This is a genomic window from Cellulomonas sp. (genome assembly GCF_035634735.1).
GTDB lineage: Bacteria > Actinomycetota > Actinomycetes > Actinomycetales > Cellulomonadaceae > Cellulomonas.
The window spans coordinates 1-22,951 of sequence record NZ_DASQCJ010000216.1 but is presented as its reverse complement, the minus strand read 5'-3'; the positions used below and the strand labels follow the sequence as shown (position 1 = coordinate 22,951).

The window sequence follows — 22,951 nt, the reverse complement described above, 5'->3', positions numbered from 1 at the left end:
GCGCCGCGCGCCGGGACCTCGGCATGTGGCCACCTCTCACCCGGTGTTCCTAGGATCGACCCCATGAGCGACACCGGACTGCGGCAGGCCCAGGACAAGATGGCGGCGGCCGGGGTGGCCCCGACCGCCATCGACGTCTTCACCCACTACTACCGGGAGCTCGAGGCGGGGGCCACGGGCCTCATCCCCGAGGGCACCATCGACCCCCTGCTCGACCCCCCGCAGCTCGCGGACGTCGACATCGACCCCGAGGCGGCGCGCGAGGCGTTCGCCAGGACGGCGATCATCAAGCTCAACGGCGGGCTCGGCACCTCGATGGGCATGGACAAGGCCAAGTCGCTGCTGCCGGTGCGCGACGGCAAGTCGTTCCTCGACCTCATCGTCGAGCAGGTGCAGCACGCGCGGTCGGCGACCGGCGCCCGCCTGCCCCTCATCCTCATGAACTCGTTCCGCACCCAGGAGGACTCGCTCGCCGCGCTCGCCCGGCACGAGGGCCTGGCCGTCGACGGCCTGCCGCTGGACTTCCTACAGAACCAGGAGCCGAAGCTCCGCACGGACGACCTGACCCCGGTGACCTGGGAGGCCGACCCGTCGCTGGAGTGGTGCCCGCCGGGCCACGGCGACCTGTACACGGCGCTGCTCGCGTCCGGCGTGCTGCAGCAGCTGCTCGACGCGGGCTTCCGGTACGCGTCCGTGTCGAACTCCGACAACCTGGGCGCGGCGCCGAACCCGACGATCGCCGGCTGGTTCGCGGCCTCGGGCGCGCCGTACGCCGCGGAGCTGTGCCGCCGCACCGCCGCCGACCGCAAGGGCGGCCACCTCGCCGTCCGGAAGTCCGACGGCCGGCTGATCCTGCGGGACACCGCCCAGACGCCCGCGGACGAGATGGACTACTTCACCGACGAGCACCGGCACCCGTACTTCCACACGAACAACCTGTGGTTCGACCTGGAGCAGATCGCCGCGGCGCTCGAGGCCCGGGGCGCGGTGCTCGGCCTGCCGCTGATCCGCAACGTGAAGACCGTCGACCCGACCGACTCGTCGTCGCCCGAGGTGTTCCAGATCGAGACGGCGATGGGCGCGGCCATCGAGGTGTTCGAGGGCGCGACGGCCATCGCCGTGGGCCGCGAGCGGTTCCTCCCCGTCAAGACGACCAACGACCTGCTGCTGATCAGGTCCGACGCCTACGACCTCGGCGAGGACTCGACGCTGCGGCTCGCGGTCGAGAAGGCGCCGCTGGTCGACCTGGACCCGAAGGTCTACAAGACCGTGGGGAAGTTCGAGCAGCGGTTCCCCGCGGCCCCGTCGCTGCGCGGCGCGTCCTCGTTCACCGTGCAGGGCGACTGGACCTTCGAGCCGGGCGTCGTCGCGACCGGCGCGGCCGTCGTCGAGGCGGACGGCGCGCCGGGCACCGTCGCCGCCGGCAGCACGATCGGCGGCTGACCCGCCGCACCGCACGCCCGAGGGGGGCCGACCGTGGCCGACGTCGCGCCGACCGACCGGGCCGACGCGCGCCGCGAGCGGTCCGCCCTCCTGGAGTCCGCGGTCGCCGCGGCGGTGCTCGGCACCGCCGCGGTGGTCGCGGGCCTCGCCTCGCGGTCGGCCGTCGTCCTGTTCGACGGCCTGTACACGCTGGCCGGCATCGCCCTCGTGGGGGTGTCCGCGCTGGCATCCCGCGCGGCGGCCTCCCGACCGAGCGGTCGGTACCCGTTCGGGCGGCACGCCGCGACACCGCTGGCCGTGGTCGTGCAGGGCGCGGCCCTGATCGCCACGCTGCTGTACGGCGCCGCGGACGCCCTCGGCACGCTGCTCGCGGGCGGCTCGGACGCGGACCCCACGACGATGCTGGTCTACGGCGGCGCCTCGGCCGCGCTGAGCGCGCTCGTCGCGTGGCGGCTGCGCCGGCGGTCGGGCGGCTCCGCGCTCGTCGACGCCGAGGTCGTGTCCTGGTGGGCCGGCGCGGCGATCAGCCTGGCGGTGGGGCTCGGCGGCGTCGCGGCGGCTCTGCTGGCCGCCGACGGCCGGGACACCGCGGCCGGCTACGTCGACCCCGTGCTGCTGCTGCTCGTCGTGCTGCTCGTCGCCCGGCTCCCGGTGCGACTGCTGCACGACGGCATGCACGAGCTGCTGGAGGGCGCCCCGCCGCCCGAGGTCGACGCGGCCGTCCGCGCGGCGGTCGACGCCGCGCGCGCCGCCTTCGACCTGCCCGAGCCGCTGGTCCGGGCGACCAAGCTCGGCCGCCGGCTCTACGTCGAGGTCGACTTCGTGGTCGAGCCGCGCCGCTGGGACGTGGACGCCGAGGACGACGTGCGCCGCGCGGTCGTCGGCCGGCTGCGCGACCTCCCGCTCGACGTCTGGGCGACCGTCGAGCTCACGGCCGATCCCGGGCTCGCTGCGTAGGCCCGGCCGCTCTGCGCCGCGCGATCCCGCGGCTCTCGGCCCGGCCACGACCCCGGCGCCCTGCGTCGCCGCAGGCCGCGTCGACGGAGTTGACATCCCGACCACCCGGTCGTAATTTCTCCGGTACCTACCAAGCGGTAGGTAGTGGTGGCGCCGGCGTCGGCCGGCCCACGACGTCTCAACGTGGAGCCGTCCGACTCCCATGACGCCGAAGAAGGTTCGCATGGACGCGCAGGCAACCGTCGCCCCCGAGGGCGCCCCCTCGACGCGGGACGACCTCGCCCCCGACACGGGTGCCCCGTTCACCCGGGCCCGCACGCTGCGCTTCGGCGCCGGGTTCTTCGCGTACGGCCTGCTCTGGATCGTCGGCCTGCAGATCGTCGCCGCGGTGCTGCTCCCCCAGCGCCTGCGCGACATCGGCGTCGACTCCCCCGAGACCCTGCTCGGGTCCATCAGCGCGATCACCGCGATCGTCTCGCTGGTGTCGAACCTGGTCTTCGGCAACCTCTCCGACCGGACCCGCGGCCGGTTCGGGCGCCGCACCCCGTGGATCCTCGCGGGCGGCGTCCTCGGCGGCGTCTCGCTGTTCGCGATCGGCGTCCTGACCAGCCCCGGCCTCATCACGCTCTCGTACTGCATCAGCATGGTCGGCCTGAACATGATGCTGGCCCCCGCGGTCGCCGTCCTCGCGGACCGCGTGCCCGGCAAGGTCCGCGGCACCATGTCCGCGTTCTACGGCGGCGGCCTGGCCGGCGGCGCCCCGATCGGCTCGCTGGTCGGCGCCGCGTTCATCACGAACTCGCTGCCGGGCTTCGTCCTCGGCGGCGCCCTGATGGCGGTCTCCGCGGTCATCGCGCTCGTGGTCTGGCCGCGCGAGAAGTCGGCCGTGGACCTGCCCCCGGCCGCCGCCGGCCTCGGCGAGCTGCTCAAGTCGTTCCGGCCGCCGCGCAAGGCGCCCGACTTCTACCTGGCGTTCGCGGGCCGCCTGTTCATGCTCGTCTCGTACCAGATGATCATGGCGTACCAGCTCTACATCGTGCAGGACCACGTCGGGCAGACCACCGCGGAGTCCGCGGCCACGATCGCGACGATGGCCGTCATCACGCTCGTCGTGTCGCTGGTGGGCTCCGTGGCCGCCGGCCCGATCTCCGACCTGATCGGCCGCCGCAAGCTGCCCGTGGTGCTCTCGAGCGTGCTGTTCGCCGTCGGTATCGCGATGCCGTGGGTCTGGCCGACCCCCGCCGGCATGTTCCTGTTCGCCGGCATCGCCGGCCTCGGCTACGGCGTCTACACCTCGGTCGACCAGGCGCTGAACGTCGACGTGCTGCCGAACGAGGAGGAGGCCGGCAAGGACCTCGGCATCCTCAACCTGTCGACCACCGCCGGCCAGACCGTCGGCCCCCTCATCACGTCGGCCCTGGTCGTCGCGACCGGCGGCTACGGGCTGGTGTTCCCGGTGTCGATCGTCGCGGCGCTGCTCGGCGCGTTCTTCATCACGCGGATCCGCTCGGTCCGCTGACCCGACGCGGCCGCACGCCGCTCGCACTCCCGCACGAGGCCCCGGGCCGGACACCACGTCCGACCCGGGGCCCTCGTCACGGGGGCGCGCTCAGGTCGCCGGTCCGCCCGCCGCCAGGCGGCGCAGGAGCGCGAGGTCGGCCAGGTCCACGTCCCGCGGCGGGTAGCCGGTGTGGAACGCGACCTGCTGCGCCACCGACAGGCACCCCACCTCGCGCCCGCCGATCGTCCCGGTCACGAGGCACCCGACCGGGTAGGCGAACGTCGTCCCGTCGAGGCCCGCCTGCGTCCCGCGCCCCGCGGCGTCGAAGACGACCGGGTGCAGGTCGACCCAGCGCGCGCCGGGGGCGGCCAGCTCGACGCGCACGGGCCGCCAGTCGGTCTCCACGGCGTAGCCGTGCGCGGTCAGCGCCCCGAGCGCGGCGGCCTCGCCGGTCGCGTCGAGCGCGAGGTCCAGGTCCCGGTGCGGGCGGGTCTGCCGCCCCGCGAGCGCGTCGACCCCCCAGCCGCCGGCCACCCAGACCCGGCACCCGGCGCCGGCGAGCGCGTCCAGGACGCGGTGCACCTCGGAGGCGTCCACCGGGCACCACCTCCCCCGGGTCGCCGTGCGGTCCACTCTGCCAGCGCCGCGGGTCGGCGACCACGCCGTACACCGCCCGGACACCTCGGTCGGCCACACTGGCCGCGACGGCCGGGCACGCGCCGCGACGACGGCGACGCCGGGAGGACGACGGGATGAGCGGCAGCACCGGGCTGGTCCGGCGCCTCGGGCTGGGCGACGCCGTCGTCATCGGCCTCGGGTCGATGGTCGGCGCCGGGGTGTTCGCCGCCTTCGCGCCCGCGGCGCAGGCCGCCGGCTCCGCGCTGCTCGTCGGCCTCGCGCTCGCCGCCGTCGTGGCCTACGCCAACGCGACGTCGTCCGCGCAGCTGGCGGCGCAGTACCCGGCGTCGGGCGGGACCTACGTCTACGGGCGCGAACGGCTGGGCCCCTGGTGGGGCTTCCTCGCGGGCTGGTGCTTCGTCGTCGGGAAGACGGCGAGCTGCGCGGCGATGGCGCTGACCTTCGCCGCCTACGCGGTGCCGGCCGCCTGGCAGCGGCCGGTCGCCGCCGGCGCGGTCGTCGCGCTCACGGCGGTGAACCTGCGCGGGATCACGCGCACCGCGCGGCTGACCCGCGTGGTGGTGGCGATCGCCCTCGGCGCCCTCGCCACCGTCGTCCTCGCGGGGCTGGCCGCCGGCGACCCGTCGTGGGCGCGGGTCGCGGTCGGCGCCGACGCGACGTGGTCCGGCGTGCTCGGGTCGGCGGGGCTGCTGTTCTTCGCGTTCGCCGGGTACGCCCGGATCGCCACGATGGGCGAGGAGGTGCGCGACCCGGCCCGGACGATCCCGCGCGCGATCCAGCTGGCCCTCGGCCTCGCCGTGCTCGTCTACGCCGCGGTGGCGGTGACGCTCCTGGCGGTCCTCGGCCCGGAGGCGCTGGCCGCCGGCACCGCGCCGCTCGCCGACGCGGCCGCCGCGACCGGCCGGCCCTGGGTCGGCGCCGTCGTCCGCGTCGGCGCCGCCGCCGCCTCGCTCGGCGCGCTGCTCGCCCTGGTCGCCGGGGTGAGCCGCACGACGCTCGCGATGGCCCGCGAGGGCGACCTCCCGCGGCCGCTCGCGGCGGTGCACGAGCGGTACCGGGTGCCGCACCGCGCCGAGGTCGCGCTCGCCGTGGTGGTCGTCGGGCTGGTGCTCACCGTCGACCTGCGCGGGGCGATCGGGTTCTCGTCGTTCGGCGTGCTGCTCTACTACCTCGTCGCCAACGTCGCGGCCTGGACCCAGGACCGCGCGCACCGCCGGTTCCCGCGCGCGCTCCAGGTGCTCGGTGCGCTCGGCTGCGTCGCGCTCGCCGCGACCCTGCCGGCGGCGTCGGTGGTCGGCGGGGCGGCGGTCGTCGCGGCGGGCGTCGCCTGGCGCGCGGTCGTGGTCGGGGTCGCCCGGCGGCGTGTGGGTGGCCCGGCGTAGCGTGCGGCGCACCGGCGGACCACCCGCGGCCCCGCCGGTGGCTCCGGAGAGGGAGGCACCATGTCCGACGACGTCGCGCAGGACCGGGACGGCGGGGACGACGCGCTCGGCTGGTGGGGTCCGCCGGTCGCCGGGGACGAGCTGGCGTCCCTCGTGGGGTCGCTCGAGCGGCAGCGCGCGACGTTCGCCTGGAAGGTCGGCGGCCTCGACCGAGCGGCGCTGTCCGCCACGCTCGGCCCGTCGGCGATCACCCTCGGCGGCCTGGTGAAGCACCTGGCGTTCGTCGAGGTGTTCCACCTGTGCACCCGGGTGAACGGGCTGCGCCCGGGCGACCCGTGGGAGGGCGTCGACTGGGACGCCACCCCCGACTGGCCGTGGACGTCGGCGGCCGACGACGAGCCCGAGCACCTCTACGCCCTGTGGCGCGACGCAGTGCTGCGCGCCCGCGCGTCGCTGGCGGACACGGTCGCGGACGGCGGGCTCGACCGGCCGATCGCGTACGCGGACGACCCCGACGCCCATCCGAACGTGCGCCGGGTGCTGGTCGACCTGATCGAGGAGTACGCGCGGCACGTCGGGCACGCCGACCTGTACCGCGAGGCGGTCGACGGCCTCGTCGGCGAGGACCCGCCCGCGGCGCCCCCGCTGTACCCGCTGCCGGAGCGCCGGGGGTAGCGCGGCCGGACGGATCAGCCCAGCGGCGCCGGCTCCCGCGGCGCCATGCCCGCCGCGCGGTAGGCGTCGTCCACCAGCCGCATCGCCGCCACGGCCTGCGCGGTCCCCGACACCGGGTCCCCGCCCCGCAGCACCGCGTCCGCGAACGAGCGCAGCATCCACACGTACGACGCGGTGGGGTCGACCGGCTCCTCCACGACCCGGCCGTCGGCGTGCTCGACCACGATGCGCCCGCCGTTCTGCGGCCCGTACGGGCTGTGGACGGTGATCGTCCCGGTCGTCCCGACGATGCGGGCCCGGACGCTCTGGTCCTCCGACGCCACCATGCTCGCCCGCACGGTCCCGTCGACCCCGCCCGGCAGGTCCAGGTGCACGACGATCGACGCGTCGACCCCGTCGACCTCCACCGCCTCGGCGGACCGCACCGTCGGAGCGCCCAGCACGTGGGTGAGGAACCGCAGCGGGTAGACGCCGAGGTCCATCAGCGCGCCGCCGCCCATCGACTCCTGCCACCGGATGTCGCCGCGGTCGGCGATCTCGACGCAGAAGTCCGCCTCCGCGGACGTCACCTCGCCGATCGCGCCCTCGGCGAGCAGCTCGCGCAGCCGCGCCCACGACGGGTGGTGCTGCGAGTGGAAGGCCTCCATCACGACCAGTCCCGTCCCGGCGGCCGCCGCCTCGACGTCCTCGGCCTCGGCGGCGTTCGCCGTGAACGGCTTCTCGCACAGCACGTGCTTGCCCGCGGCGATCGCGCGCAGCACCCACACCCCGTGCAGCGCGGCCGGGGTCGGCACGTACACCGCGTCGACCTCCGGGTCCGCGAGCAGCGCGTCGTAGTCGTCGAGGACCCGCGGGATGCCCTCGGCCTCCGCCGTCTCCTGCGCCCGGGACCGGTCGCGGGCGGCGATCGCCGTCACCTCGACCTCCGGGACGGACGCGGCGGGCACGGCCACCGCGTCGTGCAGGATGCGAGCAGCACCGAGGACCCCGAGACGCACCGTCGACATGCCCCGCACCCTAGCCCGCGACGACCGGCTCCGGCTCGCGGGCCGGCACGCCGGCGGCCGCGGGCGGCACCCCGACCGCCGCCGCGCGCACCTGCTCGAGCGCCGCGAGCGCCGCGGCCAGGGGCGCGTCGATCCCGAGCTCGCGCCGCTCGGCGACCGCGATCTCGATGTCGACCACCGCCGCGTCGGTGTTGCCGAGCGCGGCGTGGGCGCGCCCCCGCGCCAGGTGCGCCGTGGCCACGATCCGCGGCACGCCGAGCGGAGCCGCGAGCCGCAGCGCCTCCGACGCGACCGCGCGCGCCTCGTCCCACCGCTCCGCCTCGACCAGGATCGCCGCGAGGTAGACGTGCGCGTTGGCCTCGGTGAACGGCGCGACCTGCGCCCGCGGGCGGGTGCGCGGGTCCGCCACCCGGGCGATCGTCGCGCGCACCGTCTCCGCGGCCTCGTCGAGCCGCCCGAGGCGCTGCCGGGCCTTCGCGAGCGACAGCATCGCCTGCGGCGCGCCCTCCTGGTCGCCGGCCGCCAGCATGCAGTCGACCGCCGCGCTCGCGTCCTGCTCGGCGGCCGCCAGGTCACCCGCCTGGGAGGCGATCCACGACCGGTAGCTGAGCGCCCAGCCCTCCTGGGTGGTGTCGCCGCACCGGCGGGCGGCGGCGAGGGCCCGGTCGGCCGCGGCGCGCGCCCGGTCCAGGTCGCCGCGGCAGATCGACTGCGCCCAGGCGCGGTAGCCCTCGTGCACCGCGATCAGCCGGTCGTCGCCCAGCGCGGCCGCCGCGTCGGCCGACAGGTCGAACACCTCGGCCCAGCGGTCCCAGGTCGCCCAGAGGTCGGAGAACCAGTGCAGCGCGTCGGCCACCTCCGCCACCCGCGCGTGGTCGCCGGCGGCGGCCGCGCGGCGGAGGGCGGCGAGCCAGCTCGGCGCCTCGGCCCGCAGCCACGCCTGCGCCGCCTCCTGGTCGGGCAGGTCGACGTCGCGCTCCCCCGGCGCGGCCCCCTCGTGGGCGTGGTCCGGCTCGAACCGGTAGCCGGCGCGCACCGTCGTCCGGAGCAGCCAGTCGTCGGCGGCGGCGCGGGCGGCGGCGTGCGCCGCGGCGTCCTCCTGGTGCTCCAGCTCGGACCGCGCGTACAGCCGCAGCAGGTCGTGCAGCCCGTAGCGGTCGCCGGGCAGGTGCTGCACCAGGCTCAGGTCGACCAGCTCGTCGAGCAGGTCCTCGGTGCGCCAGACGGACTCGTCCACCAGCGCGGCGGCCAGGCCGGCGCCGGCGGTCGGCGCGTCCACGAGCGCGAGCCGCCGGAACAGCCGCTGCGCGCCCGGGCCGAGCTGCTCGTAGGACGAGGTGAACGCCGCGCGCACCCGGAGGTCGCCCGCGGCCAGCGCGTCCAGCCGCCGCTCGTCCGCGGCCATCCGGCGCACGAGCCCGTCGATCGACCAGCCGGCGCGCGCCGCGAGCCGGTTGCCGGCGATCCGGAGGGCGAGCGGGACGTCGTCGCACAGCCGGGCGAGCCGGGCGAGGTCCTCCGCCGACCCGCGCCCGGGCAGGATCGCGTCCAGCAGCCCGACCGAGTCGCCCGGGGCGAGCCGGCCGAGGACCGTGCGCTGCTGCACGCCGTCGAGGCCCGCCAGCGCGCGTCTGCTGGTGACCAGGACGGCGGACGGGCCGTCGGCCGGGACGAGCGGCCGGACCTGGTCCTCGGACGCCGCGTTGTCCAGGACGAGCAGCACCCGCCGCTCCGCGAGCAGGCCGCGCACGTGCGCGCTCGCCGCGCCGGGGTCGGGCGGGACGGTCCCGGACGCGAGCGCCTCCGCGACCCGGCGCACCGCGGCGTCCGGCGTCACGGGCTCGTGGTCGACGCCGCGCAGGTCCAGGAACAGCCGCTCGGGGAAGTGCTCGCCCAGGTCGCGCGCCACCTGCGCCGCCAGGGTCGTCTTGCCGAAGCCCGGCGGCCCGGTGACGACGGCGACGGGCGGGGTGGGGTCGGGTGCGTGCTCGCCGCGCGCGACCGCGCCCTCGCCCCGCAGCACCCGGCCCAGCGCGGCCCGCTCGGCGGCGCGGCCCGTGAAGTCGGGCACCCGGCGCGGGAGCGGCAGGGCGTGCGGGACGGCGCCCGCCGGACGCCGCCGCCCCTCCCGGGCGAGGCGCAGCAGGACCGCCCGGTCGTCCGGCCGCAGCCGCAGCGCGTCCGCGAGCGCCTCCACGGTCCGGTGCTGCGGCCCGCGGCTGACGCCGCGCTCGATGTCGCCGATCCCCCGGTCGCTCACCCCGGAGGCACCGGCCAGGTCCTCGATCGTCAGGTCCGCGTCCTGCCGGTGCCGGCGCAGGAGCGCTCCCAGGTCGTCGTCCACCCTCGCCCGCCTCTGCCCCCGGCCGGCGGACTCCCCCGAGTTCTGCCGGACTTCTTCCTGGTCCGCGCGCGGCGCTGCGCGGTCCAATCGTGACCGGGGACGGACGCCCCGGGCAAGTGCCCCGCGGCAGGTCGGTCCGGACCCCGACCGAGGAGGAACCATGCCCTACGTCAGCACGCCCGACGGCGCCGAGATCTTCTACCAGGACTACGGCCAGGGGAAGCCCGTCCTGCTGAGCCACGGCTGGCCGCTGAGCTCCGAGGCCTGGGCCTACGAGCTCAAGGTCCTGCACGACGCCGGCTACCGCGCCATCGCGCACGACCGTCGCGGCCACGGCCGCTCGTCCCGCACCAGCGGCGGCAACGACATGGACACATACGCCCGCGACCTCGCGTCGCTGGTCGAGCAGCTCGACCTCACCGACCTCACGGTCGTCGGCCACTCCACCGGCGGCGGCGAGGTCGTCCGCTACGCCGCGCAGCACGGCAAGGGCCGCGTGACCAAGGTCGTCACCGCGGGCGCGGTCCCGCCGGTCATGCTGAAGTCCGACACGAACCCCGAGGGCACCCCGATCGAGGCGTTCGACGGCATCCGCGAGGGCGTCCTGCGCGACCGCTCGCAGTTCTACCAGGACCTCTCCGAGGCGTTCTACGGCGCGAACCGCGAGGGCTCGACCATCAGCCAGGGCCTGCGCGACGACTTCTGGCGGCAGAGCATGCTGGCCGAGCTCCAGGCCGCCTACGACTGCGTGCAGGTCTTCTCCGAGACCGACTTCACGGAGGACCTCAAGGCGCTGGACGTGCCGATCCTCATCGCGCACGGCGACGACGACCAGATCGTCCCGATCGCCGCGGCGGCGTACAAGTCGATCGACCTGGTCAAGCTCGGCACGCTCAAGGTCTACCCGGGCGCCCCGCACGGCATCTCGGGCGCCTACCAGGAGGCCCTGATCAAGGACGTCCTGGCGTTCATCGCCGACTGACGCGCCGGCCCGCGGGCGTCGCCCGGTCCGCGCACCCGCGGTGCGCCGATCGGGCGACGCCCGTCAAGGGGTCCCCGGGACCGGCCGATGGCTCAGCCATGACGACCCGCTCCGTCCGCGCGCTCGCCGTCGCCCTGCTCGCGGTCGCCACCCTGTCCGGCTGCGTCCGGTTCGACATGCGGGTCGAGGTCGGCGCGGACGACACCGTGTCGGGGTCGTGGGTGGTCGCGGTCGACCGCGAGGTGCTCGAGGCGACCGGGCAGGACGTGGACGACCTGCTCGACGCCGGGACGGACGACGCCGGGGGGCTGCTCGACGAGAGCGGTGTCCCGGTGCGTGAGGAGCCCTACCAGGACGAGGACGCCGTCGGCCGCCGGTACGTCTTCGACGCGGTGCCGTTCGCGATGTTCAACGGTGTGGACACGACGCTGGCGCACGCCGACGGGCAGTACACGCTCGACGGGACCCTGCCGGCGCCGGCAGGCGGGTCCGACCTCGGGATGTCCGTGCAGGCCGACATCCGGATCGCGTTCACCTTCCCCGGCGCGGTCGGGGAGACCAACGGCCGGGTCGACCCGGCCGACCCCCGCACCGTGTCCTGGAGCAGCGACGGCACGCGGGACATCGTGCTGCACGCCGTCGCCTCGGAGGCCGGGAGCCCGTGGCCCGGGCTCGCCCTCGTGGGCGGGGCGGGGCTGCTGCTCCTCGCGGGCGTCGTGGTGCTCGTGGTGCTGCTGGCGCGGCGCCGCCGACGCCGGTCGGCCGCCGCGCTCGCGGGTCCCGGCTGGTACCCGCCCGCCGGGCCGGGCGGCCCGGTCCCCGCGACCGCGCCCGCCGCGTGGCCGACCGAGGGCGCGCCGCGCACGCAGCTGGCCTGGACGCCGGACCCCGCGCCGGGCGTGCCGCCGGGCGCCGTGCCGCGGCAGCCGCCGCCCGGGCTGCCGCCGTACGGGGGCTGAGGCGCCGGGGCGACCAGGAGGTCCCGCCCCGCCCTACCGTGGTCCCATGCCCGACGCCCCCGCCTCGCGCCCGTTCTCCCAGGTCGACGTCTTCACCGCGGAGCCCTACCGCGGCAACCCCGTCGCGGTGGTGCACGACGCCGACGGCCTGACCGACGCGCAGATGGCGGCGTTCGCGCGGTGGACCAACCTGTCCGAGACGACGTTCCTGCTCCGCCCGACCGACCCGGCCGCCGCGGACTACCGGCTGCGCATCTTCACGCCCGGTGGCGAGCTGCCGTTCGCCGGCCACCCCACGCTCGGGTCGTGCCACGCGTGGCTGGCCGCGGGTGGCCGGCCGGCGCGCGGCGGCACGGTCGTCCAGGAGTGCGGCGTGGGTCCGGTCGTCCTGCGTCGGGGTGCGCACGGCCTGCAGTTCGCCGCGCCCGAGCCCCGCGAGGACGCCCCGGTCGACGCGGCCACCCTCGACCGGGTGCTCGACGCCCTCGCCCTGCCCGCGGAGGCGGTGGTCGACCACCGGCTGCTCGACAACGGGCCGCGGTGGCACGTGCTGCTCCTCGACTCGGCGGAGCGCGTGCTGAGCCTGCGCCCGGACTGGGCCGCGATCGAGGGCATCGACGTCGGCGTGGTCGGGCCGCACCCGGACGGCGGCGGGACGGCGTTCGAGGTGCGCGGCTTCGCGCCGGGGATGGGCCTGACCGAGGACCCGGTCACGGGGAGCCTCAACGCCTCGATCGGCCAGTGGCTCATCGGCTCGGGCCGCGCCCCGGAGCGGTACGTCGCGGCGCAGGGCACCGCGCTCGGCCGGGCGGGGCGGGTTCACGTCGAGCGGGACGCGGACGGCACCGTCTGGGTCGGCGGCGACACCGTGACGTGCATCGAGGGCACCGTCCGCGCCTGAGCCCCGGCGCGCGGGCCTGCGGCATCGCTGCTTGGCTGGACGGCATGCGGACCTCCACGCGGACCCTGACCGTCGCCGCGTGCTCCCTCGCCCTCGCGGGCTGCACCTCGGCGGGACCGACCACGCAGGACCCGAGCACGGCGGCCGCGGAGCCCCGGCCGACGGCGTCCGACCCGGCCCCCACCGGCAGCACGCCCGTGGCCACCGACGTCCCGCCGGAGGTCATGCTCCCCGAGACGTCCTGGCAGGGCACCGGCCCGGAGGGTCCGCGCGAGGAGTCGGCGGGCGTCGTCGCGTGGCGGCTGCCCGAGTCGTGCGACGCGGGCACGCCGACGGAGGCTGTCGCCATGCGCACGGTCGCGCAGGGCTCGGGCGAGGCGGAGTCGCCGGTCGGCGTGCACCAGGTCGTGCTGCTCCCGGACGCCGACGCCGCGGTGGCCGAGGCGGACCGGCTGACCGCCGCCCTGGCGGCCTGCACCCGGTACGCCTCCGACACCGCGACCACCTACGCGGTCGAGCAGCTCGAGGTCGGCGCGCAGGGCGTGGGGCTGGCCACCGACGACGAAGGCGCGTCCGCGGAGGGCTCGATCGACGACGCGGTCGGCAGCTACCTGGGCCTCACCCGGCGCGGGCCGGCGATCACGCTCGTCGGGTTCGAGGGCGGCGAGGGCACGATCGCGACGGTGCGCGCGTCGGTGACCGAGCGCGCGCAGGAGGCCTGGGGCCTGCTCTGCGCGTACGACGAGGCCGGCTGCTGAGGCCGGGACCCCACCCCCGCTAGCCGACCGCGGGCGGCCGGCACCGCAGCACCTCGAGCGCGGCGCCCGGTCCCGGTTCCAGCCGCAGCGCGCCCGCCGACCACGGCACGAGCACCGTCGACCCCCGGCGCACCTCGGTGCGCGCGCCGTCCGGCTGCACGAGAGCGCCCGCGCCCTCGACGACCACCGCGACCGCGAACCCCGCGTCCCACTCCCCCGCGCCGCGCCACCGCTCGACCCGGAAGAACGGCGCGGCGTCCGGGAGCAGGTCGCCGTCGTCGGCGGCCCGGGCGCCGCGCAGCGCGTCGATCTCGGACGCCGACCAGCCCCGGCGGTCGACGGCCGCGAGCGCCGCGTCGAACCCGAGCCCGAGGTGCCCCGCCGCGGCCCCGTCGATCGCGAACCCCGCCCACTCGACCAGGATCGACAGGTCGGTCGGCTCCTGGAGCTCGACGACGAACGCCCCCGCGCCGATAGCGTGCGGCAGCCCGGCCGGGACCAGGACCGCGTCTCCCGGCGACAGGTCGAGCACGTGCATGGCGTCGAGCATCGCGGCGGAGTCCTGCGCGTCGACCCACCGGCGCAGCTCCGCGGCGCCGACGTCGCGCCGGAAGCCCAGGTGCACGGGCGCAGCGGTCAGCGCCACCCACGCCTCCGTCTTGCCGTGGGCGAGGCCCAGGTGCCGCGCGGCGAACGGGACGTCGGGGTGCGCGTGCACCGGCAGCCGCTCGCCCGCGTCCAGCAGCTTCACCAGCAGGCCGACGTCGGCGCCGTGCGCGGCCGCGCGCTCCGGGCCCAGCCAGGCCGCCGGGTCGGCCGCGACGGCGTCGGCGAGCGTCCCGCCGCCGGGCCGCCGGGTCAGGCCGAGCGCGTGCTCGCCGAACAGTGTCGTGGCGGAGCCGACCCAGTCCTCCGGGACGTGGTCGCCGCCCGCGGGCGACCCGCCGGGGCCGCGGAACTCCGCGATCCGGGCGCCGCCCGCGTAGAACCGGTCGGCGGGCTGGTTGGCCGGCAGCAGCACCGGGCCGGACGGCGTCGGGTCCGCCCCCGCGCCGCCGGCCGCGCCCGCGGCAGCCCCCGTCGTCGTCCGCTCCGTCGTCACGCCGTGCCCTCCTCGTCCTCGTCGTCCCCGGCGGCCGGCGCGCTGCCCGCCCCCGGCAGCACCTCGACCGCCACCCCGGTCCGCCACGACGCGCCCGGCGCCAGCACCGGCGCCCCCGCGTGCGGCCCGTCGCGCTCCGCGCCGAACAGCGGCGCGTTGGTCGGCTCGACGCCCAGCACCCACGCCCCGCGCGCGGGCCACGCCCAGGTGCACAGCCGGGGCAACGTGCCCGCCGTCCAGTCGACGGCCACCGTCGCGGCGGCCCCGGGCAGCACCGCGCGCGCCTGCCCGTCGCCGTCGGCCACCAGGTCCCGGTGCTCGGCGACGACGGCCTCGGCTCCGGGGGACGGCGGCGGCAGCACGAGCGGGTCGCGCCCCGGCGGCAGCGGGTCCCGCGTCGCGGTGCGGCCGGCGTCGACCCGCAGCCGCGCGCCCGGCGCCAGCAGCGGCGCCCCGAGGTTCACGTGGTAGAGCAGCGGCACCCCGACCGGGTCGTCCCCCTCGTTGCGCACGACGTCGCGGATCTCGACGCGCGGGCGGTCGGTGCCGGCGACGACCTCCCGCTCGACGACGACCCGCGTGCCGTACAGCGTGGAGTACCCGACGACGCCGCGGACGTGCACCTCGACCCCCGCGGCCGTCACCTCGCGCCACCAGCGCACCTCGGTCGCGGGCGTCAGGTGGTGGCTGCCGTGCTGGCCGGCGGTCGCGGTCGGCGGGCCGATGTTCTCCGGGCCGCAGGTCACGACCAGCCCGCCGAGGAACCGCTCCTCCCAGCCGGCGCCCGGGCCGGGGTCGGCGCGGTGCGGCGACCGCCAGGCCACCGGCACCCCGCCCCACCACGCCGGCCCGAGGTCGAGGCCACGGTCGGGCCGCACGTCGAACGCGAGCCCGCCCGCGAGCCGGACGAGCAGCAGCCGCTCGCCGCCGGCCGCGCGGGTGACCTCCTCGACCTGGGCCACGGCCTCGGGCAGCGCGACGAACCCGTCCGCGAGCAGCGCCCCGGCGCCTGGGACGCCCGTCACCGGGTCGCCAGGGCCGCGAGGAACCCGCCCACGAACGTGTCGCCCAGCCCGATCGTCGTGGGCCGCGGCACGTCGAGCGCGTACGCGGGCTCGCAGGCCAGCTCCCCGGCCGCTGCGCCGGCCACGGCCTCGACCTCCGCCGCGAACCGGGCGCCGAGCGGGCCCGGCTCGCGCGCGGCCGTCGCCGCGTAGTCGTCGACGGTGAAGTCGTCGCCGTGCAGGTACCGGGTGCTCGCCATCGTGATGCCGCCGCGCAGCGCCGCGCGCAGGTCGTCGGCACCCGGCCCGGCCGCCAGGGCCCAGTACTTCGTGTGCACGACGAGGGTGCGCGCGGGCACCGCGGCCCGCAGGTCGACGAGCGCCTTCACGACGTCCGCCGCGTCCAGCAGGTCGACGGACCGGCCGATCCAGGCCTGCAGCTCGTCCTCGTTCATCGCCCAGGCGTCGACCCGGGCGGCGAGGGCGTCGCGCACGTCGGCCCGCAGCGCGGGCACGTGGTAGCCGGCGTCCTCGAAGTAGGCGAACGACCCGGGCGCCCGGCCGTCCAGCGCCGCGGCGACGGTCGCGAGCCGGTCCGCCAGCAGCGCGCGGTCCTGGATGACGTTGAACCCCGACACCAGCGTCACGTCCGCCGCGGCCACCGCGTCGGCCAGGCCCGGGTGCAGCACGAGCTCGAGGTTCGGCGGGTCGTTGACGTAGATCAGCCGGTTCGGGTGCGCGGCGACCACGTCCTCGCCGGCCACCCGCACGGGCGACGCCGCGGGGTACTGCACGATCAGGTGCGGGTCGGTGGTGTCCCGGTCCGCCGAGCACAGGTAGGTCGTGGACGCCGGCAGCAGCCGCCGGACGTCGTCGTCGATGCTGACCAGGTGCACCAGGGCGGGCAGGTCGCGCACCCGGTCCATCGCGATGGCGGCGCGCACGCAGGTGCCGCCCAGGGTCACGCGGCGCTCGAACCGGCGGGCGAACGCCTCGACGATCTCCGAGGACGCCACGAACCGCTCGCCGCCCACGCCGTCCCGGACGAACCCGAGCAGCGAGCGCAGCAGGTCGCGCTCGCTGAGGATCGGCACCCCGGCGTCGAGCTCGTCGGGCCGCAGGCCCCACTCGGCCGCCAGCCGGGTCAGCGTCCCGGGGTCCCAGTCGATCTCGTAGTCGACGGTCCCCCCGAGCCCGAGGACGTAGCGCGTGCCCATCTGCCGCTCCTTCGCGGTCCGTGCGGTTGTGCGGTGCTGCGGTGCTGCGGTGCTGCGGTGCTGCGGTGCCGGCCGGCGCCGGTGGTGGTGCAGCCCGGTCCGGGCCGGGGTGTGCCGACCCGGACCGGGGCGTGGGTGGCGCCGACCTCAGTACAGGTCGGCCTTGCCCGCGGCGTCGAACAGCTCGATCTTCTGCGCCGCGACGGCGTTCATCGCCTCGATCGCCGGCGGCTGGATCGTGTTCGGCTCGCGGAGGGTGAGGTCGGCGAGGACCTCGCGCATCCGGTCGTGGTACGCGACCTTGATGTCGCTCGAGATGTTGATCTTGTTCACGCCGAGCTTCACCGCGCGGCCGATCTCGTCGTCCGGGTTGCCCGACCCGCCGTGCAGCACGAGCGGGATGGGCAGCCGGGACTTGATCTCGGTCAGCAGGTCGAGCTTGAGCTCCGGGGTGAGGCCCTTCGGGTACAGCCCGTGCGCCGTGCCGATCGCGACCGCGAGGCTGTCGACGCCGGTCCGCCGGACGAAGTCGACGGCCTGGTCCGGGTCGGTGTAGATGATGTCCGACACCGCGACGCCCGCCTCGGCCTGCTCGTCGAGCTTGCCGATCGTGCCGAGCTCGCCCTCGACCGAGACGCCCACGGCGTGCGCGGCCTCGACGACCTTGGCGGTGAGCGCGACGTTCTCCTCGTACGGGAGCATCGAGCCGTCGATCATCACCGAGGTGAACCCGATCTGGAACGCCCGGAGCATCTGCTCGTAGGTGCCGCCGTGGTCCCAGTGGATCGTCACGGGCACCGTCGCCTTGTGCGCGCGCTGGATAAGCGCGGGCAGGACGTCGTGGCCGATGTGGCTGACCTCGTCGGGGTGGATCGCGACGATCAGCGGCGCCCGCCGCTGCTCCGAGACGTCGACGATGCCGTTGAACATCGCGTAGTCGCTGATGTTGAACGCCGGCACCGCGAAGCTGTGCTCGTTCGCGACGGCCAGCAGGTCCGCGCCGTTCATCAACATGGGGTGACTCCTCTTTCGTGTCGGGTCGTGCGTCGTTGCCGTGCCGTGGCCGAGGTCGTCAGACCTTGACCGCCCCTGCGGTCATCCCACCGATGAAGTACCGCTGGAAGAACAGGAAGAGAACGAGGACAGGAATGCACCCGAGAATGCTCATCGCCATCATCTCGTTCCAGTTGTACGAGTGCTGGCCCATGAGCAGCTGGATGCCGATCGGGACGGTCCGCATGTCCTCGGTGCGGGTGAGCGTCAGCGCGAACAGGAACTCGTTCCACGCGATCATGAAGGTGTAGATCCCGACCGAGACCAGTCCGGGAACCGAGATGGGGACGAGAATGCGCCACAGGGCGGTGAGCGGCCCGGCGCCGTCGACCTTGACGGCCTCGTCCAGCTCCCGCGGCAGGGTGTTGAAGTACCCGGTCATCATGATGATGGCGTAGGGCAGCGTGAACACCATGTACGTGAGGATCAGGCCGGGGTAGGTGTTGTAGAGCCTGAGCGCCACCACGAGGCCGAAGTACGGGATCAGCAGCGTGATCGGCGGGACCGCCTGCACGCTGACGATCACGACGTTGATGACCTTCTTGCCGCGGAACTCGTAGCGGCTGAACGCGTACGCGGCGAGCACCGCCACCAGCAGCGTCAGCAGCGTGACCGCGCCGGCGACCAGGTACGAGTTCCCGAAGAACCGGAGCTTCACCGGGTCGGTGAGGATCGACGTGTACGCGTCGAAGGAGAACCCCTCGGTGATCAGCCGCGGCGGCGACGCGAAGATCTCCGGGTTCGCCTTGAACGAGCTCGACAGCATCCACAGCACCGGCAGGCCGGCGAACAGCGCGCCGAGCGTCAGCGCGACCAGCACGAGCGCCTTCTGGCCGGTCTTGGCGGGCGGGCGGCGCAGCTCCGGGGAGCCGGCGCGCACGGGGGTCGGGGTCAGGGTCGCCATGTCAGTCACGCGCCTTCTGGTGCCGGACGTAGAAGAATGCGAGGACCATCGACAGCAGCAGCACGACCACCGCGGACGCGGACGCCACCGAGAACTCGTAGCGGCTGAACGCGAGCTTGTACGTGAAGGTGCTGAGCATCTCGGTCGCGTTGATCGGGCCGCCGCCGGTGGTCATCCAGATCAGCGCGAACTGCTGCGTGGTCCAGATGAAGTCCAGCAGCGCCATCGAGATGATGATCGGGCGCAGCTGCGGGAGGGTGACGTTCCGGAACTGCTGCAGCGGCGTGGCCCCGTCCACCCGGGCGGCCTCGTACAGGTCCTTGGGGATGCCCTGCAGGCCGGCCAGCAGGCTGATCATGAAGAACGGGTAGCCGGACCAGATGTTGATGAACGTCACCGCGGCGAGCGCGGTGCTCGGGTCCGCCAGCCACTCGGGCTGGCCGCCGGTGAGCCCGAGCGAGCCGAGCAGGTAGTTGACGACGCCGTTCGGGTTGAGCAGCAGCCGCCACAGCACCGCGATGATCGCCACCGTGAACAGCCACGGCAGCACGTAGATCACGCGGAAGAACGCCTTGGTGCGGTGGCTCAGCAGCGGGGTGTTGAGCAGCATCGCGAAGCCGAGGCCGATCGCGAAGTGCGCCACCACGCTGGACACGGTGAACACGAGCGTGTTGCGGACCGCGGTGTAGAACACCGGGTCGGTGAGCACCTCGGCGTAGTTCGCGAACCCGACGAACGCCGAGTTCTTTGTGGTGATCACGCCGTCCAGCAGCGAGTACCAGATCACCATGACGATCGGCGTGAGCATGAGGATCGCCGTGAGGACGCCGGTCGGCGTCAGGAACCCGTAGGGCGTGAGCCGGCGCTTCAGCCGCTCCCAGCCGGAGCGGGCGGGCGGCTGCTCGGCCGGGGCCGCGCGGTCCGGGCCCGGCGAGCCGCCGGCGGTGGGAGCGACCACGGGCCGCTCGACGTGCGAGGTGAACACTCTCGGTCCTCCTTGACCGGGGGACCACGCCGGGCGGGTTCAGGGATGCCCGCCCGGCGCGGTCGCTGGAGGGGTCGGTCAGAACTCGCTCTCCCACTGCTCCTGCGCAGCGGTGAGCGCGTCGTCGACGCTCTGGTCGCCGTTGAGGGTCTTCTGCAGCTGCTCACCGAGCTGCCGCATCAGCTCCTCGGCGACGGGCAGGCCCGTGAACTCGTTCGCCGGGTAGCCGTCCTGGTAGATCTCGAACGCCGTCGCGAACAGCTCGTTGTCCTCGACGAAGTCCGGCACCGACTCCGTGTTGCCGGGGAACGCGTTCGCGATCGACGACAGCTCGGCGTTGGTCTCCTCGCTCATGAGGAACTCGACCAGCTTCATCGCCTCGGCCTTGTGCTCCGAGTTCTCCGCGACGCCGATGCCCCACGAGGCGTAGGGGATGCCGCGCTCGCCCGTGTACCCGTCCTCGGCCGGGATGGCGGAGATCGAGAACTGCAGGTCGGGGTTGGCCTCCTGGATCGTGGTCACGTGCGCCAGGGAGTCGATCATCATGCCGACCCGGCCGTTGGTGAACTCCTCGACCTTGTCCTGCTCCTTCATCGTGAAGGAGCCCGGCGCGACGACGCCCGCGTCCCACAGGTCGGCGACGAACTGCACGCCGCTCTCCACGTCCGGGTTGTCGGTCAGCGCCGGCTGGCCGTCGTCGAGCATCGAGCCGCCGGACGCCCACACCCACGACATGACGTCGTTCTGCACGCCGTTCGGCGCCTCGAGCGACAGCGGCAGCACCCAGCCGTACGTGTTGTCGCCCAGGGCGGTGACGCCCTCGGCGGCGTCCTGGAACTCGGTGCGCGTGCTCGGCGGCGCGTCCACGCCCGCCTGCGCCAGCAGGTCGTCGTTGGTGAACATTGGGTACACGAAGTTCACGACCGGGATCATGTAGGTCGACCCGTCGACCTGGACCTGGCTGACCAGCTGGCTGTCGTCGAACCCGTCGTCCGCCATGAGGGCGGACAGGTCGGCGATCGCGCCCTGCTTGGCGAAGTCGTTGACCCAGGCGCCGTCCAGGCCGACCACGTCCGACATCGTGCCGGCAGCCGCGCCGGCGAGGACCTGCTCCTTGGTCGACGCGTACGGGCCGCTCAGCAGCTCGACGGTGATGCCGGGGTTCTCGTCCTCGAACTTGTCCATCAGCTCGCGGAACGCGCCGTCGGGCAGCTCGGGCTCCCACCACTGGGCGAACTCGAGCGTGACGTCACCGCCGTCCGACCCGCCACCGACCGCCGCGTCGCCGCCGCTGCCGCACGCGGTCAGGACCAGGGCCGAGGCCCCGGCGATGGCCGCGGCACTGAGGTACCGCATCCGAGCTCCGTTGCTCATGACTCTCCCTCCGGGATGCCGCTTTGTGCGGCTGAGTGCGCTTCTCTGCGTGTTTGAGCACGGTAGTGCGGGTCTCTGCGGCCGTCAAGGGATCGTCCACGCGCGTTATCGCACCGAGACCTGGCGGCACCGTCCGCCGGACGCGGCGGCCATACCGGGCGATCGTGGGGCAAAGCGGCCGGAAGCAGCGCCGACGACGTGCTGCGTGACCGTGCGGTAGGTTTCCGCGACTTCCTGCGAGAGCACGCGGTTTTGTGCTAGAAGTTTCTGCATGTCGTCCTCCGACACCGCACCGCGCCGCCTCCCGGCAGGGCGCAAGGCCGAGCTCGCCGCGTACGTGACCGAGACCGGGGAGGTCACCGTCGCGCAGCTCGCCGACCGGTTCGACGTGTCCGCGGACACCATCCGCCGCGACCTCGACCAGCTCGACGCCGACGGCGTGCTCGTCCGCACCCACGGCGGGGCGGTCGGCCTCAGCACCGCGCCCCGGCCCAACACCGAGCTCGACGTGCGGATGCGGATGCAGACGCAGGCCAAGGAGCGGATCGGTGGCCGCGCGGCCGCGCTGGTGCGGGACGGGCAGGCGATCATCGTCAACGCCGGCACCACCACGCTCGCCCTGATCCGCGCGCTCGGCGAGCGGCGCGACCTGACCGTGGCCACCAACAGCCTCCGCGGCGCCACCGAGCTCGCCCCGTCCGCCTACCGCGACCTCTACGTCTTCGGGGGCAGCGTGCGGATCACCGACCAGGCGACGCTCGGCCCGGTGCGGCTGCCCGCGTGGACGCACCAGCCCGAGGTCGACATCCGGTGCGACCTCGCGCTGATCGGCGTCGGCGCCGTCTCCGCCGACGTCGGCTACTCGACGAGCAACCTGGTCGAGGCCTCGATGATGGGCGACATGATGGACCGCGCCGACCGGGTCGCCGTGCTCGCCGACTCGTCCAAGTTCAGCCGGCGGCTGTTCGCGCAGATCGCCGAGCTCGGCCGGGCGGACTACCTCGTGACCGACGCCCCGCCGCCCGCCGACCTGCGCGCCGCGCTGGACGCGGCCGGCGTCGAGGTCCTGCTCCCGGAGTCCTGAGCGGTGGCCGCCGCCGCCGCTGCCCGCACGAGCGCGGGCCTGCTGCTGCACCGGCCGGGGTCCGGGGCTGTCGGCGCGCCCGAGGTCCTCGTCGGGCACATGGGCGGGCCCTTCTGGGCGCGGAAGCCGCACGCGTGGACCGTCCCCAAGGGTGAGCCGCTGCCCGGCGAGGACCCGCACGCCACCGCGCTGCGCGAGTTCGCCGAGGAGGTGGGCGTCCCTGCGCCGGACGGGCAGGACGTCGACCTCGGCGAGGTCCGCCAGCGCGCGGGCAAGGTGGTCCGGGTGTGGGCGCGGGCCGCCGACCTGGACCTCGACGCCCCGCGCGGGCCGGTGAGCGAGGTGACGGTCGACTGGCCGCCGCGCAGCGGGCGGACGGTGACGTTCCCGGAGCTCGACGAGCTGCGCTGGGTGCCGGTGGCGGAGGCCCGCGACCTGGTCGTGGTGGCCCAGGCGGAGTTCCTGGACCGGCTGCTCGCGCACCTCGCGGCCGGCTGACGCCGGCGGCCGACCAGGGCGAGGGGCGGCGGTGTGCTCGGGTGCGGCTCGTGGTGGGGGTGCCGAGTCCTCCACAGGCGGGTTGTCGTGCTCCGTCCCCAGGCCGGGGCTCGTCGCCCGGGTCGTGTGGGTGGGCGTCGGTAGGGTCGTTTCATGGCATCTGACCTGCAGGAACACCCGGA

The 22,951-nt window shown here is 75.3% G+C and carries 21 protein-coding genes; 11 read left to right on the top strand and 10 right to left on the bottom strand.

The features are described from left to right. Positions 1–63: 63 nt before the first annotated feature. The 3 genes from VER05_RS17520 (at position 64) to VER05_RS17510 (ending at position 3,919) form a co-directional block, all read left to right on the top strand. A complete protein-coding gene (locus VER05_RS17520; protein WP_324846598.1) occupies positions 64–1,443 on the top strand; it encodes a UTP--glucose-1-phosphate uridylyltransferase in 1,380 nt (459 codons plus the stop codon). A 33-nt stretch (positions 1,444–1,476) separates the two neighbouring features. Continuing rightward, a complete protein-coding gene (locus tag VER05_RS17515; protein WP_324846597.1) occupies positions 1,477–2,400 on the top strand; it encodes a cation transporter in 924 nt (307 codons plus the stop codon). Positions 2,401–2,623: 223 nt separating this feature from the next. Beyond that, the gene (locus VER05_RS17510) at positions 2,624–3,919 is read left to right on the top strand and encodes an MFS transporter (RefSeq protein ID WP_324846596.1); all 1,296 of its coding nucleotides are present in this window, start codon (positions 2,624–2,626) and stop codon (positions 3,917–3,919) included. A gap of 90 nt (positions 3,920–4,009) precedes the next feature. On the opposite strand, the gene VER05_RS17505 is transcribed toward VER05_RS17510, so the two are convergent. Beyond that, positions 4,010–4,498, bottom strand: a complete 489-nt coding sequence (locus tag VER05_RS17505; protein WP_324846595.1) for a nucleotidyltransferase domain-containing protein — start codon at positions 4,496–4,498, stop codon at positions 4,010–4,012. Between the two features lie 155 nt (positions 4,499–4,653). Here VER05_RS17505 and VER05_RS17500 point away from each other — a divergent pair, with 155 nt between their 5' ends. Together VER05_RS17500 and VER05_RS17495 are read left to right on the top strand one after the other, a co-directional pair. Beyond that, positions 4,654–5,922 carry an APC family permease gene (locus VER05_RS17500; protein ID WP_324846594.1) on the top strand — a complete coding sequence of 423 codons (1,269 nt, stop codon included), beginning with the start codon at positions 4,654–4,656 and terminating at the stop codon, positions 5,920–5,922. A 60-nt stretch (positions 5,923–5,982) separates the two neighbouring features. Continuing rightward, a complete protein-coding gene (locus VER05_RS17495) occupies positions 5,983–6,597 on the top strand; it encodes a DUF664 domain-containing protein (RefSeq protein ID WP_324846593.1) in 615 nt (204 codons plus the stop codon). 14 nt (positions 6,598–6,611) lie between these two features. Here the strand turns inward: VER05_RS17495 and VER05_RS17490 are convergent, their stop codons facing one another. Both VER05_RS17490 and VER05_RS17485 read right to left on the bottom strand, forming a co-directional pair. Further along, positions 6,612–7,604, bottom strand: coding sequence for a Gfo/Idh/MocA family oxidoreductase (locus VER05_RS17490; RefSeq protein WP_324846592.1), 993 nt, complete (start codon positions 7,602–7,604; stop codon positions 6,612–6,614). Between the two features lie 10 nt (positions 7,605–7,614). Next, positions 7,615–9,948 (bottom strand): ATP-binding protein, encoded by a 2,334-nt coding sequence (locus VER05_RS17485; protein WP_324846591.1) that lies wholly within the window; start codon positions 9,946–9,948, stop codon positions 7,615–7,617. Positions 9,949–10,108: 160 nt separating this feature from the next. On the opposite strand from VER05_RS17485, the gene VER05_RS17480 reads away from it, so the two are divergent. From VER05_RS17480 to VER05_RS17465, 4 genes are all read left to right on the top strand, one after another. Then, positions 10,109–10,930 (top strand): alpha/beta hydrolase, encoded by an 822-nt coding sequence (locus tag VER05_RS17480; protein ID WP_324846590.1) that lies wholly within the window; start codon positions 10,109–10,111, stop codon positions 10,928–10,930. Between the two features lie 98 nt (positions 10,931–11,028). Beyond that, entirely contained in the window at positions 11,029–11,889 is an 861-nt protein-coding gene (locus VER05_RS17475; protein ID WP_324846589.1) for an LppM family (lipo)protein, read from the top strand. A 46-nt stretch (positions 11,890–11,935) separates the two neighbouring features. Beyond that, a complete protein-coding gene (locus VER05_RS17470) occupies positions 11,936–12,790 on the top strand; it encodes a PhzF family phenazine biosynthesis protein (protein WP_324846588.1) in 855 nt (284 codons plus the stop codon). Between the two features lie 44 nt (positions 12,791–12,834). Continuing rightward, positions 12,835–13,548 (top strand): hypothetical protein, encoded by a 714-nt coding sequence (locus tag VER05_RS17465; RefSeq protein WP_324846587.1) that lies wholly within the window; start codon positions 12,835–12,837, stop codon positions 13,546–13,548. 19 nt (positions 13,549–13,567) lie between these two features. Here the strand turns inward: VER05_RS17465 and VER05_RS17460 are convergent, their stop codons facing one another. The 7 genes from VER05_RS17460 to VER05_RS17430 all read right to left on the bottom strand — a co-directional run bounded on the left by VER05_RS17460 (position 13,568) and on the right by VER05_RS17430 (position 21,187). Continuing rightward, entirely contained in the window at positions 13,568–14,650 is a 1,083-nt protein-coding gene (locus tag VER05_RS17460) for a class I mannose-6-phosphate isomerase (RefSeq protein ID WP_324846586.1), read from the bottom strand. Then, the gene (locus VER05_RS17455; protein ID WP_324846585.1) at positions 14,647–15,675 is read right to left on the bottom strand and encodes a DUF4432 family protein; all 1,029 of its coding nucleotides are present in this window, start codon (positions 15,673–15,675) and stop codon (positions 14,647–14,649) included. Before VER05_RS17455 ends, VER05_RS17460 begins: the two co-directional genes overlap by 4 nt. Further along, complete coding sequence (locus VER05_RS17450; protein WP_324846584.1) at positions 15,672–16,871, bottom strand: ADP-dependent glucokinase/phosphofructokinase; 1,200 nt, start codon at positions 16,869–16,871, stop codon at positions 15,672–15,674. Before VER05_RS17450 ends, VER05_RS17455 begins: the two co-directional genes overlap by 4 nt. A 147-nt stretch (positions 16,872–17,018) precedes the next feature. Then, a complete protein-coding gene (locus VER05_RS17445; protein ID WP_147795023.1) occupies positions 17,019–17,885 on the bottom strand; it encodes a ketose-bisphosphate aldolase in 867 nt (288 codons plus the stop codon). Positions 17,886–17,943: 58 nt separating this feature from the next. Continuing rightward, positions 17,944–18,828, bottom strand: a complete 885-nt coding sequence (locus tag VER05_RS17440; RefSeq protein WP_324846599.1) for a carbohydrate ABC transporter permease — start codon at positions 18,826–18,828, stop codon at positions 17,944–17,946. Between the two features lies 1 nt (position 18,829). Then, positions 18,830–19,813 carry a sugar ABC transporter permease gene (locus tag VER05_RS17435; protein ID WP_324846583.1) on the bottom strand — a complete coding sequence of 328 codons (984 nt, stop codon included), beginning with the start codon at positions 19,811–19,813 and terminating at the stop codon, positions 18,830–18,832. A gap of 78 nt (positions 19,814–19,891) precedes the next feature. Next, complete coding sequence (locus VER05_RS17430) at positions 19,892–21,187, bottom strand: sugar ABC transporter substrate-binding protein (protein ID WP_324846582.1); 1,296 nt, start codon at positions 21,185–21,187, stop codon at positions 19,892–19,894. 271 nt (positions 21,188–21,458) lie between these two features. Between VER05_RS17430 and VER05_RS17425 the strand changes: the two genes are divergently transcribed. Further along, the gene (locus tag VER05_RS17425) at positions 21,459–22,271 is read left to right on the top strand and encodes a DeoR/GlpR family DNA-binding transcription regulator (protein ID WP_324846581.1); all 813 of its coding nucleotides are present in this window, start codon (positions 21,459–21,461) and stop codon (positions 22,269–22,271) included. Positions 22,272–22,274: 3 nt separating this feature from the next. Continuing rightward, on the top strand, positions 22,275–22,769 hold the full coding sequence (locus VER05_RS17420; protein ID WP_324846580.1) for an NUDIX domain-containing protein: 495 nt from the start codon (positions 22,275–22,277) through the stop codon (positions 22,767–22,769). Positions 22,770–22,951 lie beyond the last annotated feature (182 nt).

Coding starts and splice junctions, on each gene's coding strand:
- VER05_RS17520 (WP_324846598.1), top strand. CDS start 64: ATGAGCGACACCGGACTGCGGCAGGCCCAGGACAAGATGGCGGCGGCC.
- VER05_RS17510 (WP_324846596.1), top strand. CDS start 2,624: ATGGACGCGCAGGCAACCGTCGCCCCCGAGGGCGCCCCCTCGACGCGG.
- VER05_RS17500 (WP_324846594.1), top strand. CDS start 4,654: ATGAGCGGCAGCACCGGGCTGGTCCGGCGCCTCGGGCTGGGCGACGCC.
- VER05_RS17495 (WP_324846593.1), top strand. CDS start 5,983: ATGTCCGACGACGTCGCGCAGGACCGGGACGGCGGGGACGACGCGCTC.
- VER05_RS17490 (WP_324846592.1), bottom strand. CDS start 7,604: ATGTCGACGGTGCGTCTCGGGGTCCTCGGTGCTGCTCGCATCCTGCAC.
- VER05_RS17480 (WP_324846590.1), top strand. CDS start 10,109: ATGCCCTACGTCAGCACGCCCGACGGCGCCGAGATCTTCTACCAGGAC.
- VER05_RS17475 (WP_324846589.1), top strand. CDS start 11,029: ATGACGACCCGCTCCGTCCGCGCGCTCGCCGTCGCCCTGCTCGCGGTC.
- VER05_RS17470 (WP_324846588.1), top strand. CDS start 11,936: ATGCCCGACGCCCCCGCCTCGCGCCCGTTCTCCCAGGTCGACGTCTTC.
- VER05_RS17465 (WP_324846587.1), top strand. CDS start 12,835: ATGCGGACCTCCACGCGGACCCTGACCGTCGCCGCGTGCTCCCTCGCC.
- VER05_RS17450 (WP_324846584.1), bottom strand. CDS start 16,871: ATGGGCACGCGCTACGTCCTCGGGCTCGGGGGGACCGTCGACTACGAG.
- VER05_RS17445 (WP_147795023.1), bottom strand. CDS start 17,885: ATGTTGATGAACGGCGCGGACCTGCTGGCCGTCGCGAACGAGCACAGC.
- VER05_RS17440 (WP_324846599.1), bottom strand. CDS start 18,828: ATGGCGACCCTGACCCCGACCCCCGTGCGCGCCGGCTCCCCGGAGCTG.
- VER05_RS17430 (WP_324846582.1), bottom strand. CDS start 21,187: ATGAGCAACGGAGCTCGGATGCGGTACCTCAGTGCCGCGGCCATCGCC.
- VER05_RS17425 (WP_324846581.1), top strand. CDS start 21,459: ATGTCGTCCTCCGACACCGCACCGCGCCGCCTCCCGGCAGGGCGCAAG.